Below are 14,200 nucleotides of genomic sequence, written 5' to 3' on the forward strand. Positions count from 1 at the left end.
AAGCGCGCGCTCCATGCCTCGGACTGGACAAGCGCACCTTGCCCGTGTTTTCTTCCCCCCATCTGTAACAACACGGATCGACCGCATTGAGCATCAGAACTGCGCTGGCCCTCTGTCTGGGCATCGCTGCAACCGTTCCGGCGCAAGCCTCGGAATCAGATCAGCCCAGCCCCGAGGCCGTCGCATGTCTTGCGGAAGCGGTCTACTTCGAGGCCCGTGGAACCACGGATCGCGGCGCGCTGGCCGTGGCGCATGTGGTTGTCAATCGCCGGGAGAACGACGAGTTTCCCGGAACCATCTGCGGCGTCGTCGAGGATGGCTGCCAGTTCTCATACAAATGCGACGGTAAGCCGGAGGTTCTCGCGAACCCCGATGAGCGCGAACGTGCCTTCGAGGCCGCCGAAGCCGTTCTCGCCGGGGATGCACCGGACCCGACCGACGGCGCGCTGTTCTTCCATGCCAGCAGCGTCGATCCCGGCTGGTTCGCCTCCCGCCCGCGCGTGGGCGAGATCGCCGGAAACGTCTTTTATCGCTGAAGCCAACGAGCCGATCCGCAAAATTTTCATGAAGTGTTCATGAAGTATCGCGGATCTTCCTGGTCAGGAATGAAGCCCATGAAACCAATACGCAATCTTCTGGCCGCACTCGGTGCGGCCGCCCTGGTCACCGGTTGTGCGATGCCGCCCGAAACCCCCGAGGTCGAGGCACCGCCGAGCCGCGCCGCGGCCAACCCGCAGGATCTGAGCTGCCTCGCGGAAGCGATCTATTTCGAGGCGCGCGGCACCGGGCAGGCCGGAACGGAAGCGGTGGCGCATGTTGTGGTCAACCGCGCCAAGAACCCGGAATTCCCCAATTCGGTCTGCGGCGTGGTCGCGGACCGCTGCCAGTTCGCCTACCGCTGCGACGGTATCCCGGAAACCTATGCCGAGCCGCTCGAGCGTGAGAAAGCGCTGAGAACGGCGGAGAAGGTCCTGACCGGCGCCCCGGACATCACCAAGGGCGCGCTCTTCTTCCACGCGGCCTGGGCCGAACCGGGCTGGTTCAACACCCGCCCCCGCGTCGGCAAGTTCGGCGGGAACGTGTTCTACCGGTAAGAGAAGATCGACCGGGGCTTCAGGCCCCGGTCTTTACCAACTCGCCCGCCAGCGCCTTGTCGATCAGCGCGATGGTCTCGTTCACGCCGTAAAGCGCGATGAACCCGCCGAAACGCGGACCCTGTTTCGCCCCGAGCAGCACCTCGTAGATCGCGCCGAACCAGGCTCGAAGCGGATCGAAGCCGTGCTCGTTCCCGACCGCGAACACCACCGTCTGGAGCGCCTCGCCCTCGATCTCGCCATCGTAAGCCGCAAGCCGGTCGCGTAGATCCTTGAGCGCCGCCGCCTCTTTCTCGTCCGCCGCCCGGTAGACCTTCTCGGGCAGGACGAAATCCTCGAAATAGCGCACCGCGCGCCCGGCAGCCGCATCGAGACCCGGATGGCTCTCCGGGCTCGCCTCGGGGGCGTATTTGCGGATGAAGCCCCAGAGCACGTCCTTGTCATGCGCACCCGAAGCGGAGGCGAGGTTCAGCAGCATCGAGAACGGCACCACCATGTCGGAGGCTGGCGGCTTGCCGCCATGGATGTGCCAGGCGGGATTGGCCAGTTGCTGGTCCGGCGTCTGCCCAGGGAAGGCCCGCAGATGCTGGTGATATTCGTCCACAGCCTTCGGGATCACGTCGAAGAACAGCCGCTTGGCGGTCTTCGGCTTCTGGAACATGAAGTTTGCCAGCGATTCCGGGCTCGCATAGGTGAGCCACTCGTCGATCGAGATCCCGTTTCCGGTGGATTTCGAGATCTTGCCGCCCTTCTCGTCGAGGAACAGCTCGTAGACGAAGTGCTCCGGCGGGTTGCCCCCAAGGATGCGGCAGATCCTGTCGTAAATCGGCGTGTTGGAGCTGTGATCCTTGCCGTACATCTCGAAATCGACGTCGAGTGCGGCCCAGCGCGCGCCGAAATCCGGCTTCCATTGCAGCTTCACCTGCCCGCCGGTGACGGGAAGCGTCCATTCGCGCCCCTCCTCGTCGTCGAAGGTGATGGTGCCCTCGGCCCCGTCCACATGCTTCATCGGCACGTAGAGCACCCGCCCCGTTTCCGGGTGGATCGGCAGGAAGCAGGAATAGGTCTGCTGGCGCTCCTCGCGGAGCGATTTCAGCATCACCTTCATGATGTCATCATAGCGCTCGGCAGCGCGCAGAAGCACTGCGTCGAACTGGCCGGACTTGTAGAAGTCCGTCGCCGAGATGAACTCGTATTCGAAGCCGAACGTGTCGAGAAACCGCCGCAGCATGGCGTTGTTGTGGTGCCCGAAGCTCTCGAACTCCCCGAACGGATCGGGCACGCTCGTCAGCGGCTTCTGGAGATGTTCGCGCAGCGCGTCGCGGTTCGGCACGTTCTCCGGCACCTTGCGCATCCCGTCCATGTCGTCCGAGAAGCAGATCAGCCGCGTCGGAATGTCCGAGATCAGCTCGAAGGCGCGCCGGATCATCGTCGTGCGCGCAACCTCGCCGAAGGTCCCGATATGCGGCAGTCCCGAAGGCCCGTAGCCGGTCTCGAACAGCACGTAGCCCTTTTTGGGCGGGGCTTTCTCATAGCGTTTGGCAAGCGCACGAGCCTCCTGGAAGGGCCATGCCTTCGATGTCTCAGCCGCCTTGCGCAAATCGTCCATTGCCGTGCCCTCGATGCACACATTTTCCTGATGGGCGGGCATGAGCCGCCACTTGCGCTTCCTATTGCCCGGCCCTGCGGCGGTCAATAGAACGGCAGGGACGTTTGACCCCTCCCAGGAGTGACCATGCCTGCTTCCGACTACTCGGTTCCGCCGCTTTCCGCACAGGATGCGCTCGTGGCGATCATGGTTGCCGTCTCCGCCTCGGACGAGCACATCACCAGCAACGAGCTGCTGTCCATCGGCCGCATGATCGAGGCGCTGCCGGTCTTCGACGGTTTCGACCGCGACCACCTGCCCCGCATCAGCCAGACGGTCTTCGATCTCTTCGAGGAAGAGGACGGACTCGAGGCCTTCTTCGGCATCGTCCGCGACGCGCTGCCCGACAATCTCCAGGAAACCGCCTACGCGCTGGCCTGCGACGTGGCCGCCGCCGATGGCCACGCCTTCCAGGCCGAACTGCGCTTCCTCGAGGAACTGCGCTACGAGTTCGACATCGACCGGCTCCACGCAGCCGCCATCGAACGCGGAAGTGCTGCCCGCCACCGGAGACTGATGCCCGAGGCCGACTGAGCCCTCACCGCACGCAGCGCGGGAGATCGTCACCGCACGCAGCGCACGAGGTTGTCGGACCGGTTGTAGTCGCAGGCATTGATCGAACAGGTGGTGTCCTCGGTCATCTCCTGGCCGATGACCGTCTTGATCGACGAGCGCTGCGCCCCGGCACCGTGCCAATCCGTGTAGTCGGTCTGATCGCCCGATCTGCTGAGCGCCTTTCCGAACGCAATGACGTTGGCATAAGTCTTCCAGTCGCCGAAGGTCGTGCTGGTCCAGTAGTCCAGCGTCTCGGAATCCTGCGTGACACCGAAGATGTCGTCGATCGCCGGAATGCTGGTGCGCTCGTAATCCACGATGCTCTGGAGTGCCTTGCTGTCGGGCAGGCGCCAGTCGCTGTGCCCGCCAAGTTCGAGCGCCTCGCAATAGGCCAGCGCCTCGGACCATTCCCGGCGGGTGCCGTCATCGGCCTGCTGCCACATCAGACCGGTCGCCGCGTCGGTCACCGTGCCGTCACCATTGTCGCTGAAGGCATTCACGCCATAGACGCCCGCCTCTCCCGCCACGCAACGCACGAAATTGCCCGGCGCCTTGCCATCCGGACCGGTCAGTCCGCCGGAGGCCGCCGCACCGGTGAAGAAATCGAGCCCGGTTCCGTAGGCCTTGATATGACCGTCGGCAAAGTTGAACCCGAACGCCGCCTGGTTTCGGCCGTTCTGTACCGGACCCTTCACGTAAAGCGTGCTGCTCCAGTATTGCCCGGCAAAGGCCATCGGCCCCTGCGGATAGGAGAAATCGAACACGCCCGTATCGATATAAGGCGTGGGTGTGCCCTCTTCGGGCTTGAGCAACTCGCCCCGATTGTCGGCCAGCGAATAGAGCTCCTTGATCGACGGCACGCGCCAGTCCGTCCGGCCGCCAAGCTCAAGCGCCGCGCAATAGGACATGGCCTCGGCATATTGCAGACGGTCCTCGGGAGGGGTCTGCTGCCACGAGAGCCCCGTGACGGTATCGCTCACGGTGCCGTCGCCATTGTCGGCATAGGCTGATTCGGTCCGGGCGTATTGCGCATCCTGCCCGTAAAGCGCGTCCCCTTCGGCAGGGCAGTCGATGGCGTCACCGGCAAGATCGAAACAGCGGTCCTGCATGGTATCGACCACCGGATAGGTGAGATCCTGCGCCGCGCAGACCTGGGCCCCGAGGGCCACCGTACCGACAATGAGGGAAGTGGGAAGAACGCGCATGAACCGGCTCCAGTCCTGACAGTCTTTATAGCGAACGGGAAAGGGCCGCGCGACAATGGGCGGCACCCTTCGCGCGGACACTAGAGCCTGCCGCGGCGTACCGAATTGATCTGGATCGTGAAGTGAGGCGTTGTGCCGATTAACCGCGGTTCCCCCTACAGGACGAGCCGGTCGCCGCAGGTCGCTCCAAGGGCGGCAGTGCGGACCTAGCTGCCGTTGTCAAAGCCGGGTCAGCGGCCGTCCGAGGGTGGCGCGTCCTGCGGACTGTGCAGCGCAATTTATGGTGTCGACACCACGCGCGACCGGTCTTGAAAATGGCGGAAAAGAAAGCGCCCGCCATCGTGCAGAATGCACGCCTCCGACGTAACGGGCGGACGGGCGCTGGCCCGGCGGTGCTACGCACCTCGATTCCGGGCCATGAACGTTAGGCCCCAATGTTCCATACGGGCTCCGATCCGCTGTTAGCCGCCTGGCCTCAAAGCACCCCCTTCGCACTCTCCCGCAGCACCTGCATCAGCGCCTCGTCCTCGTATCGCGCGAGCGAGAACCCCGCGCCGTAAGGTGCAACCTGCGCCCCCGCCACCCAGGCCGCGGCCAATTCGCCCCCGGCACAGGCCGCCATGGTCCCGAACCCGGAATAGGCGCAGTTCATGAACGCCCCCTCCGGTCCCATGGGGCCGATCAGCGGCCAGTTCTCCCCGGTCATGGTGTACCAGCCGCCGTAGTGGTGCATGTTGCGCGGAAGCTGGCCGTAATAGGCCTTTAGGCTCGGGTTCAGCCGCGCCGCCCCGCGCAGCACGATCTCGGGGAAATTGTCGTCGAGCGCCGCCTCCCAGCCTGCTTCCGCCGGGCTGTCGTTATAGGCCCAGCCCAGCTTCACCCAGGAGCCCCGGTCGCCACCGTCCGGACGGCAGTGGATCGCGCCGGGCATGTCTCCGGCCAGCCAGCGGAAATCCGGGTCTTCGGCCAGCATCTCCCGCTCCTCCGCCGACCAGTCGATCCGCTGCCCGTCGAGATCGATGGTGAAGGGCATGGCGCGCGGAATCGCCCCCTCCCGGTCCTCGAAGGCGATCTTCTGCTGAAACGTGTTGCGAAGCGGAAGCTCCACGCCCAGCATCGCCGCGATCCTGCCCGCGAAAGGCCCGGCAGCGTTGACGATCCTCTCGGCCCGGATCTGCCGCGCCCCATCCGCCCCGGAAAGTTCGAGCGCGAACCCGTCCCTGCCCAAGATTCCCTCGACCGAGGCCTCGATCCGCTCGAGCCCGGTGCCTTTCAGCGCCTCGAGCATGTGCATGCCGAGCTGCTGGCCGCTGATATCGCCCCCGCGCCGGATATGGATCACTGTTCGTACATCCGTCGCATAGGAGGGAAAGGCCTCCCGAATGAGCGAGACGTCCCGCAGGATATCCACCCCCACCGGCGCGGTCTCCCAGTCCGGGTCCACGGGCGGCTGGTAACCGGAGCCCTGCCCCGCCTCATGATACCGGATCAGATTTCCTGCGGTCTCGCCCAGCCCGTCATGAAGCTGCTGCACTAGCGCGTCGATCTCCGTCTCCCGCGTCACCAGCGCATAGCCGCGCCGGGTCATGTTGATCCGGTTGCCGCTCTCCCGCGCGATCCCTTCCAGCAGGTCGATCGAGCGATTGGTGAAGGCCACCATCGCGGGATGGGGCCACCAGTTGCGGTAGTTCTCGCCCGATTGCGCCGAGGTGAAACCCATCGGCGCGCCCCGGTCGATCAGGGCGATGCGGCGCATCCCGTGGTTCCGGTGAAGATAGAACGCCGTCGCGATGCCGATGATCCCCGCACCGATGATCGCGACCTCATAGGAGTTTTCCGTCATTCCCCTCGTGGCTCCCGCCCGTGTTCCACATCCCGTCCGAATCGTCGGACAATGGCAATTCCAAAATCGTATTCGATCATGATATAAACGAATACGATTCTCAATACCCGACCAGATCGGGGGAATGGCAATGTGGCAAATGTGCGAATACCCTCCCGGAAAAAGCGAGCGAGCCAGATGACTTCACAGCGATCCGACCTTCGGGAGCAACCGGCCCTCTCGGCCTCGCAGCCGATCTACGAGGGGCTGCGCAACGACATCCTTTCGGGCAAGCTCACACCGGGCGCGCCCTTGCGCCAGGACGACATCGCCCGGCAGCACGGGGTCAGCAAGATGCCCGTGCGCGAGGCGCTGATGAAGCTCGAGGCGGATGGTTATGTGCTGTTCCGCAAGAACCGGGGGGCGATCGTGCGCGAGGTCTCCGTCGCGGAGCTTCTCAACCTGATGGACATTCGCATCGCACTCGAATGCAAGGCGCTCGAGCTTGCGATCCCGAACCAGGTCGCCGCCGATCATGAGCAGGCCGGGCGCTTGCTCGACGATTACGCCAGCCATCGAAGCTCGGCGCAGTGGAGCGAGATGAACCGGGCCTTCCACCACATGCTCTACGAGCCCTGCGGCAATCCCCAGCTTCTCGAAATGATCACCGACATCCAGCGCCGCATCGGCCCCGCCACGCGGTTGCTGGTGAGCGAGACCTCAGGGCTGGAACGCCCCGACAGGGAGCATCGCGAGATCCTGCGTGCCTGCATCGAAGGCGATGTCGCTCGCGGCGTCGATCTGTTGAAGGCGCATATCACCACCACCAGGAAGGAGATTGCGGCGCAATTCCGCCGCAGAGGGTGATCTCCGGACCAGCCTGTGACCCCGGCATTTTGCACCCTCGTATGCATATCAAATATGCATGGAATATGCATGGAATATGCATACGCCAAATGGCCGGATTCAGAGGGCGATTGCGGAGATCAGCCGGCCATAATCCGGCTCTTTGAGATGGGTCGAACGGCGGTAGGAAAAGAACCTGTCGGGCTCGGAATAGGTGCAGGCCCGGATCCACGCCGCCGAGCCAACGCCCGCCTCCCGAAGCCGCCAGAGCACGAAGCCCGGCAGGTCGAACTGGTATTTCCCAGGCGCGCGGCCATTCACGAAAAACTGCGTGTATTCAGGGCCTTCCGCTAGAAATTCCTCGAAGAATTCCTCGCCCACCTCGTAGTTGCGCTGGCTGATCGTCGGCCCCACCACGGCGCTGATCGAACCCCGCTCCGCACCGAGGCGCACCATCGCCGCGACCGTTTCCTCGAGCACGCCGCCGAATGCTCCGCGCCAGCCCGCGTGGGCCGCCCCGATTACGCCCGCGTCACTGTCCGCGAACAGCACCGGCGCGCAATCGGCCGTTAGCACCGCCAGCGCAATCCCCTCGTGTTTTGTCACCATCCCGTCCGCCTTCGGCCGCTCTTCCCAGCCTTCGGGTCCGGCGACAACCACCTCCGCCGAATGATACTGTTGCAAAGACAACAACTTAGGAGGATCGACATCCATTGCTTCCGCCACCCGCTGGCGGTTGAGCCCGACCGCTGCGCGCTGATCCGATGACCCCGGCCCACAATTGAGACCCTGATAAACACCCGAAGACGCGCCGCCCCGTCGGGTGAAAAAGCCATGTCTGGCAGGCGCGAGGTCCTCGCTGGTCAGTATTTCAAGGGTCATTCATCAAATCCCGGCAATGGCGGGGCGCCCTCACCCGTAAGCGCGAGCACCTGAAAGAGGTTTCCCATTTCCTCGGGATGGGTCAAGCGCCGATGCGCCGCGACATGGTTCGTCAGGGCCTCGCCCTTGAGCCCACGCGCCAGAACCTGCGCCCGGGCCGTGATTCCGAGCCGTTCCAGAAAAACACCTTGCGGCACCGTGCCGACGGCCCGCGCGGGTCGCGCCGCCTCCGCCAGCGCGCGAAAGCGGACATGAGCAGTGACATCCGCCTCCCCCGGTGCATCAAGCGGATCGTAGGACGCATGTTGCCGCAGGGCCTGAAGGGTATCTCCGGTGCCGTCCCAAGCGCCATAATCGATGAAGAGCGCAGCACCGCCTCGCTCGGCGATACGCTTTCCGATCCAGCCTGCCACATGCTCGCCCAAGGGGTTCACTTCGACGATCACCCCATCCGGTGCGGCCACGAATGACCTGTCGAGATCAGGGTTCGCCACCGGGCGCGCCCATTGGAATCCAAGGCTTTTATCAGCTTCAAGCCTGACTTTCCGCTCTGCCCAGAAGTCTCCGGTTCGACTGTACTGCCGGATGGGAAGCGCGTCGAAAAACTCGTTCGCCACGAGGAAAAGAGGCGCATCGGGCAAGACCTCCACGCGCTCCGCCCAATGCACGGCGTGACCGGCAAGGGTTTCTCTCTGCACATCGCGCAGACCGGTGCTGGTCTCCACAAGCCATATTTCGGCAGCCTCCAGGAAACCCGGAAGTGCCGTTGCTGCCCGCAGAATGTCGCGCATGAGCGTGCCGCGCCCTGGCCCCAATTCGGCCAGGACGAATGGTGCGGGTCTGCCATGATCGTGCCAGACCTGCGCGAGCCACAGGCCAATCATTTCGCCGAACATCTGGCTGATTTCCGGCGCGGTGGTGAAATCACCTGCAGCGCCGATCCGCCCGGGCGCCATGTAGTATCCATGCTCGGGATGGGCGAGACACCATGACATGTATTCCGCGACACTGATGGGGCCGATCTCGGAGATCCGGTTCCGGATCAGTCTTTCGAGCGCCTCGCTCACGCCCGCCGCCGTGCGGTCCAGAGCAGGAGCGCGAGCCCCGCGACGACCATCGGTAGTGACAGGATCTGGCCCATTGTGAGCCCCGCTTCCATCCCGAAGCGTATGACATGTCCCGAGGGATTATCAGACGTGATGAATTGTGCGTCAGCCTGCCGAAAGCCCTCAACGAACGTCCGTGCCAGGCCATAGCCGATCAGGAAGAGAGCGATTATCCGGCCTGGCCGCTTGAGCGCGCCTCGCCGACAGGCAATGAAAAGCACCGCGAATAGAACGACGCCTTCGAGTCCCGCCTCGTAGAGTTGGGACGGATGGCGCGCGCATACTGCCTCCCAGATTGGTGGGCAGGTTTGGGCCTCCACGCCCGGGAAGATCACGCCCCATGGAAGCTCGGTCGGTCGCCCCCAAAGTTCGGCATTGATGAAATTCGCGATCCGACCGAAAAAGAGCCCGATGGGAGCGGCCGCCGCCACCGCGTCACCGATGCGAACCGCATCGAGCCCATTGCGCAAGGCATAGCCCAGAATGCCAACAATCACGCCGAGAAAACCGCCGTGGAACGACATGCCGCCCTGCCAGATGGCGAGGATTTCCGCCGGATGTGCCAGATAGTACGCGGGCTTATAGAAGAACACGAAACCGAGCCGCCCTCCGAGGATCACGCCGAGGATCATCCAGGTCAGCAGATCGTCGGTTTGCTCGGGTTTCATGGGCGGCGCGCCCCCCCAAAGCGCCGGCCTGCGGCAGAGGCCCGCCACAAAGCGCCATCCGAGAAGAAGACCGGCAATATAGGCCAGTGCATACCAGCGAATCGCAAGCTCGATGCCAAAAAGCTCGACAGAGAACAGAACAGGATCGATTTCGGGAAATGGCAGAACGAGCTGCATTGGGGCTCCGTGCTGAATTCGGGCCCTGCATCTCCGGGGCAGACACGGGTGTCAAGCGGCCTTGGCACGAGCCGCCGCGGAGACCATATAAGGGAATAGGTTCAAGGAGGCTCACATGCAATCGCGTAACAAGGTACTCGACGACGTCGCTCAGCTTTTCACAAACGCGATGGGCGTTGCCCAAGGCGCACGTTCGGAGGCGGAAACTGCTTTCAAGGGAATGCTGGACCGCTGGCTCGCAGATCGCAACTTCGTGACCCGCGAGGAATTTGACGCGGTTCGGGTGATGGCACAGAAGGCGCGCGAGGAGAATGAGGCGCTGAAGTCAAGAATTGAGGCGCTTGAGGCGCGCAAGGGCGCACCCTCGGACCTTGCGGACGGTTAAGTGCCGTTTACCCGACTCCCAGATGTTTTCCCGGAAGAGAACATTTCTCTTTACAGGTCATTTTCCATCTCCCACCATATGTAGTGGATGAGGGGTGGTGAACCTCTCATCATTGTCAACCTCACAGCCCCCGCGCGGGCTCGGTTCCGCCGGAGGCCATTAAGAGAGGCATCGGGTATGAGCTACGTCGAGCGTGACTTTGACTGCGAGGAACTTCATCCCATCGATATCGTGGAAACTCTCGCCGAAGAGCGGGACTGGGATTTCGATCGTATTGGAGATGATCAGATTGCCATGGCAATCGAAGGCACCTGGAGCACGTATTCCGTGACCCTCGCCCTCTCTCATCAGGATCAGAGCCTCCGCCTCATCTGCGCCTTCCCGATGGATCCGCCCGAAGAGCGTCTTCGGGAACTTTATACCGTCATGGGCATGGCAAACGACAAGTGCTGGTCTGGAGCCTTCACCATGTGGAGCGAGCAGAGCCTGATGGCGTATCGCTACAGTCTCAACCTCGCAGGCGGGGCGCAGGCCTCTTCGGCCCAGATCAATGACATGGTCCGATGCGCCATCGCCGTCTGCGAGCGGTTCTATCCGGCCTTCCAGCTTGTGGCCGCCGGAGAGGATTCCGCCGAGAATTCCCTTGGAATGGCGATGGCGGAGGCCTACGGTCGGGCCTGAGCGACCCCGCGTCCTACCGATTGATCGGGGCGGAAAAGACTCGGACCATCTTGGTTCGGGTCGAGTTGTCCGCCCCGCTCCACAGTTGCGGGGCCGGACAAAGGGGGAAGAATGTCACTCGAAGCGATCCAGGACCGTGGCCTCGTTCTGCTCGGCTGCGGCAAGATGGGTTCGGCCCTTCTGGCCGGCTGGCTGGAAAGGGGGCTGGCGCCCGGTGCCTTTACCATTATCGATCCGAAGCCGTCACCCTGGCTCGAGGAGCTTGCGCAGAAGGGCCTTCGCCTGAACGCGGAGGTGCCTGATGCGCCTGCGGCCGCAATGTTTGCGGTCAAACCACAGATGATGGACGAGGCGCTTCCCAGCCTGCGTGCGCTTGGAGGAGGGGAGACGGTGCTGCTCTCCATTGCGGCTGGGACACCGATAGGACGGTTCGAAACGGAATTCGGCAGCGAGACACCAATCGTCCGCGCCATGCCGAACACGCCTGCATCCATTGGAAGGGGTGTGACGGCACTTGTCGGCAATGAACCGGCTCAGGGAAGCCCGCTTGATCTTTCGGAAGCGCTCATGTCAGCCGTGGGGGAAACAGTTCGACTGACGAGCGAGGATCAGATGGATGCGGTTACGGCCGTGTCCGGTTCCGGCCCGGCCTATGTCTTTCTCATGGTCGAAGCGTTGGCCGCTGCCGGAGAGGCGGAAGGGCTCGAACCCGAGTTGGCGCTAACACTCGCCCGCGCGACTGTCTCTGGGGCAGGCGCGATGGCCTTGGCCCAGGACATCCCGCCGGGCCAACTGCGCGAGAACGTGACGAGCCCCGGCGGAACAACGGCCGCCGCCCTCTCGGTTCTGATGCGAGAGGGAGACGGGCTGCCCCGGCTCTTGCGCGAAGCGGTGGCCGCTGCAGCCCAGCGCGGCCGCGAACTCGCCAGGGGCTGAATGATGCAGGCGGGAACACAAGACCCATCGGCCCGCAGAGACAATCAGGATCACGCGGAAAACGCGTGAACGTCTCGCGCTTCACCGCGGGGCAAATTTATTGTGCGGTGCAGCATAAAACTTGACTTTCATGCTGCACCGCACAATATCCGGAGTGTCGCAAGGACACAGCAAGGAAGGAGAGCCCGATGTTCGACCCCAAGACCTACGCATTCGACGTTGAGAAGATGACCGAATTCTTCAAGCAGAACGACTTTACCAAGCAGTTCAGCAACATGAAGCTGCCGAATGTTGACGCGGAATCCATCATGGCCGCGCAGCAGAAGAACATGGATGCGCTGATCGAAGCCAACAAGGCAGCCGCAGCCGGCTATCAGGATCTGTTCAAGAAGCAGATGGCCGTGTTCGAAGAGACGATGGCTGAAGCTCAAAAGTACATGGGCTCGATGGATACCACGAAGCTCGATCCCGAAGCCGCCAAGGCCCAGGCCGAACTTGCAAAGGCTGCCTTCGAGAAGGCCCTCGCAAACATGCAGGCCCTTGCCGAGAGCGCCCAGAAAGCCAACTCGGAAGCCTATGAGATCGTCTCCGCTCGTGTTCAGGAGAGCCTGAACGAACTGCGCGAATACGCTTCCAAGATCGCCACCAACGCCTGATCCTTCAGGTTCAGCGCCGAATGTCGAAACCGCTTGCCCTATCAGGGCTGGCGGTTTTTGTTATGCGCGGCTTCCATTGCCGGTTTGCATGTGTTTGGGGGTAGCGTCTTGCTCCCGCGCGGGAAACGGGGCAGGCAGGCGGTCATGGGCTGCAGTGGCCAGAGCGGAACCGGCGACAGGAGAAGGAGCGTATGAAGCAGATCGGGTTCGAAGATTTCCTGAAGGTGGATATTCGCGTCGGACGGATCACTCGAGCCGAACCGTTCCCGGAAGCGCGGAAACCGGCCTTCAAGCTCTGGATTGATTTCGGCCCCGAGATCGGCGAGCGCAAATCCTCCGCGCAGATTACGAAGCATTACGATCCGGAAAGACTTGTCGGCCGCCAAGTCATGGCCGTGGTGAATTTCCCGCCCCGCCAGATCGGCCCGGTCCGCTCGGAAGTTCTGGTGCTTGGAGTCTCCGATGCCGAAGGCGGCATCGTGCTTCTCACCCCCGACCAAACCGTGCCGCTCGGCGCACGGATGCATTGACCCTCACCAACCGAGACACGCCATGAGCCCTCCGAGAATTATCGTGACGCGCAAACTGCCGAAACCGGTTGAGGACCGCCTTCGCGATAGCTTCATCGTTGCCCTGAATCCGGATGACACACCCTTCACAAGCGATCGGCTGACGCTAGCACTCAAGCATGCCGATGGTATGCTCTGCACCGTGACCGATCTCTTCGACGAGGAGATCCTCTCGGCAGAGGGCAGGCGCAGGACGCGGATTATCGCGAATTTCGGTGTGGGTGTGAACAATATCGATCTCGACGCAGCAGAGGCGCAGGGTCTTACGATCACGAACACTCCGGACGTGCTTACCGACGCGACGGCCGATCTCGCCATGGCGCTGATCCTTGCCGCGACCCGGCGCATGACCGAGAGCGAAGCGATCCTGCGGCGTGGGGAATGGAAGCAGTTCGCACCAACTGGCTTTCTTGGCACCGGGCTGCAGGGCAAGACCCTCGGCATTGTCGGCATGGGGCGGATCGGTGAGGCAACTGCACGTCGGGCTCATTTCGGCTTCGGAATGAAGATTGCCTATCATAGCCGGTCGCCCAAGGGGCCGTTCGATTTTCCGGCCGACGGCCTCACTTCGCTGAAGCGGCTGCTGGCGGTTTCCGATGTTGTTTCGCTACACCTCCCCGGCGGCGGATCGAACAGCGGGCTGATCTCGGCCGAGGAACTGGCGGCAATGAAGCCGGGCGCATACCTCGTGAATACTGCACGAGGCGATCTGGTGAATGAGGCCGCCCTTGCCCATGCGCTGCGGGAAGGTCGTCTGGCGGGCGCCGGTCTCGATGTTTTCGCCGAAGAGCCTCATGTTCCCGAGGCTCTACTGACGCTGCCGAACGTCACGCTCCTGCCGCATATCGGCAGTGCGACCGTAGAGACGCGAACGGCCATGGGTATGCTGGCGGTGGACAACCTTGAGGCGTTCTTCGACGGTCGGGAACTGCCGAGCAAAGTCGTGTAGAACGGCCCCATTTCTCCGCGT

The 14,200-nt window shown here is 63.1% G+C and carries 16 protein-coding genes; 10 read left to right on the plus strand and 6 right to left on the minus strand.

All coding sequences use genetic code 11. The features are described from left to right. Window positions 1-86: 86 nt before the first annotated feature. Together ACP15W_RS15500 and ACP15W_RS15505 are read left to right on the plus strand one after the other, a co-directional pair. Window positions 87-536, plus strand: coding sequence for a cell wall hydrolase (locus ACP15W_RS15500; RefSeq protein WP_424933826.1), 450 nt, complete (start codon window positions 87-89; stop codon window positions 534-536). 78 nt (window positions 537-614) lie between these two features. Further along, window positions 615-1,094: a cell wall hydrolase gene (locus ACP15W_RS15505; RefSeq protein WP_424933827.1), complete on the plus strand. Its 480-nt coding sequence runs from the start codon at window positions 615-617 to the stop codon at window positions 1,092-1,094. Between the two features lie 19 nt (window positions 1,095-1,113). On the opposite strand, the gene ACP15W_RS15510 is transcribed toward ACP15W_RS15505, so the two are convergent. Then, window positions 1,114-2,703 carry a lysine--tRNA ligase gene (locus tag ACP15W_RS15510; RefSeq protein WP_424933828.1) on the minus strand — a complete coding sequence of 530 codons (1,590 nt, stop codon included), beginning with the start codon at window positions 2,701-2,703 and terminating at the stop codon, window positions 1,114-1,116. A gap of 126 nt (window positions 2,704-2,829) precedes the next feature. Between ACP15W_RS15510 and ACP15W_RS15515 the strand changes: the two genes are divergently transcribed. Continuing rightward, complete coding sequence (locus ACP15W_RS15515; RefSeq protein WP_424933829.1) at window positions 2,830-3,276, plus strand: tellurite resistance TerB family protein; 447 nt, start codon at window positions 2,830-2,832, stop codon at window positions 3,274-3,276. 29 nt (window positions 3,277-3,305) lie between these two features. Here the strand turns inward: ACP15W_RS15515 and ACP15W_RS15520 are convergent, their stop codons facing one another. Together ACP15W_RS15520 and ACP15W_RS15525 are read right to left on the minus strand one after the other, a co-directional pair. Beyond that, window positions 3,306-4,502 carry a DUF1566 domain-containing protein gene (locus ACP15W_RS15520; protein WP_424933830.1) on the minus strand — a complete coding sequence of 399 codons (1,197 nt, stop codon included), beginning with the start codon at window positions 4,500-4,502 and terminating at the stop codon, window positions 3,306-3,308. 475 nt (window positions 4,503-4,977) lie between these two features. Beyond that, window positions 4,978-6,345, minus strand: coding sequence for an NAD(P)/FAD-dependent oxidoreductase (locus ACP15W_RS15525; RefSeq protein WP_424933831.1), 1,368 nt, complete (start codon window positions 6,343-6,345; stop codon window positions 4,978-4,980). A 177-nt stretch (window positions 6,346-6,522) separates the two neighbouring features. On the opposite strand from ACP15W_RS15525, the gene ACP15W_RS15530 reads away from it, so the two are divergent. Then, window positions 6,523-7,191 carry a GntR family transcriptional regulator gene (locus ACP15W_RS15530; protein ID WP_424933832.1) on the plus strand — a complete coding sequence of 223 codons (669 nt, stop codon included), beginning with the start codon at window positions 6,523-6,525 and terminating at the stop codon, window positions 7,189-7,191. 99 nt (window positions 7,192-7,290) lie between these two features. Here ACP15W_RS15530 and pgeF read toward each other — a convergent pair whose 3' ends face one another. From pgeF to lgt, 3 genes are read right to left on the minus strand one after another with little or no spacing between them, the layout of a single operon-like run. After that, window positions 7,291-8,052, minus strand: a complete 762-nt coding sequence (gene pgeF, locus ACP15W_RS15535; RefSeq protein WP_424933833.1) for a peptidoglycan editing factor PgeF — start codon at window positions 8,050-8,052, stop codon at window positions 7,291-7,293. Beyond that, window positions 8,049-9,119, minus strand: coding sequence for a class I SAM-dependent methyltransferase (locus ACP15W_RS15540; protein ID WP_424933834.1), 1,071 nt, complete (start codon window positions 9,117-9,119; stop codon window positions 8,049-8,051). The genes pgeF and ACP15W_RS15540 overlap by 4 nt, the downstream gene beginning before the upstream one ends. After that, entirely contained in the window at window positions 9,116-10,003 is an 888-nt protein-coding gene (gene lgt, locus ACP15W_RS15545) for a prolipoprotein diacylglyceryl transferase (protein WP_424933835.1), read from the minus strand. Before lgt ends, ACP15W_RS15540 begins: the two co-directional genes overlap by 4 nt. 115 nt (window positions 10,004-10,118) lie before the next feature. On the opposite strand from lgt, the gene ACP15W_RS15550 reads away from it, so the two are divergent. The 6 genes from ACP15W_RS15550 to ACP15W_RS15575 all read left to right on the plus strand — a co-directional run bounded on the left by ACP15W_RS15550 (window position 10,119) and on the right by ACP15W_RS15575 (window position 14,179). Next, window positions 10,119-10,388, plus strand: coding sequence for an accessory factor UbiK family protein (locus ACP15W_RS15550; RefSeq protein ID WP_424933836.1), 270 nt, complete (start codon window positions 10,119-10,121; stop codon window positions 10,386-10,388). A gap of 177 nt (window positions 10,389-10,565) precedes the next feature. After that, entirely contained in the window at window positions 10,566-11,069 is a 504-nt protein-coding gene (locus ACP15W_RS15555; protein WP_424933837.1) for a YbjN domain-containing protein, read from the plus strand. A 111-nt stretch (window positions 11,070-11,180) separates the two neighbouring features. Next, complete coding sequence (proC, locus tag ACP15W_RS15560; RefSeq protein ID WP_424933838.1) at window positions 11,181-12,005, plus strand: pyrroline-5-carboxylate reductase; 825 nt, start codon at window positions 11,181-11,183, stop codon at window positions 12,003-12,005. 188 nt (window positions 12,006-12,193) lie between these two features. Further along, complete coding sequence (locus ACP15W_RS15565) at window positions 12,194-12,661, plus strand: phasin family protein (RefSeq protein WP_424933839.1); 468 nt, start codon at window positions 12,194-12,196, stop codon at window positions 12,659-12,661. Window positions 12,662-12,852: 191 nt separating this feature from the next. Beyond that, a complete protein-coding gene (locus tag ACP15W_RS15570; RefSeq protein ID WP_424933840.1) occupies window positions 12,853-13,191 on the plus strand; it encodes a tRNA-binding protein in 339 nt (112 codons plus the stop codon). Between the two features lie 22 nt (window positions 13,192-13,213). Next, entirely contained in the window at window positions 13,214-14,179 is a 966-nt protein-coding gene (locus ACP15W_RS15575) for a 2-hydroxyacid dehydrogenase (protein WP_424933841.1), read from the plus strand. The last annotated feature ends 21 nt before the right edge of the window (window positions 14,180-14,200 follow it).

This window comes from Amaricoccus macauensis (assembly GCF_049800915.1).
Taxonomy (GTDB): domain Bacteria; phylum Pseudomonadota; class Alphaproteobacteria; order Rhodobacterales; family Rhodobacteraceae; genus Amaricoccus; species Amaricoccus macauensis_A.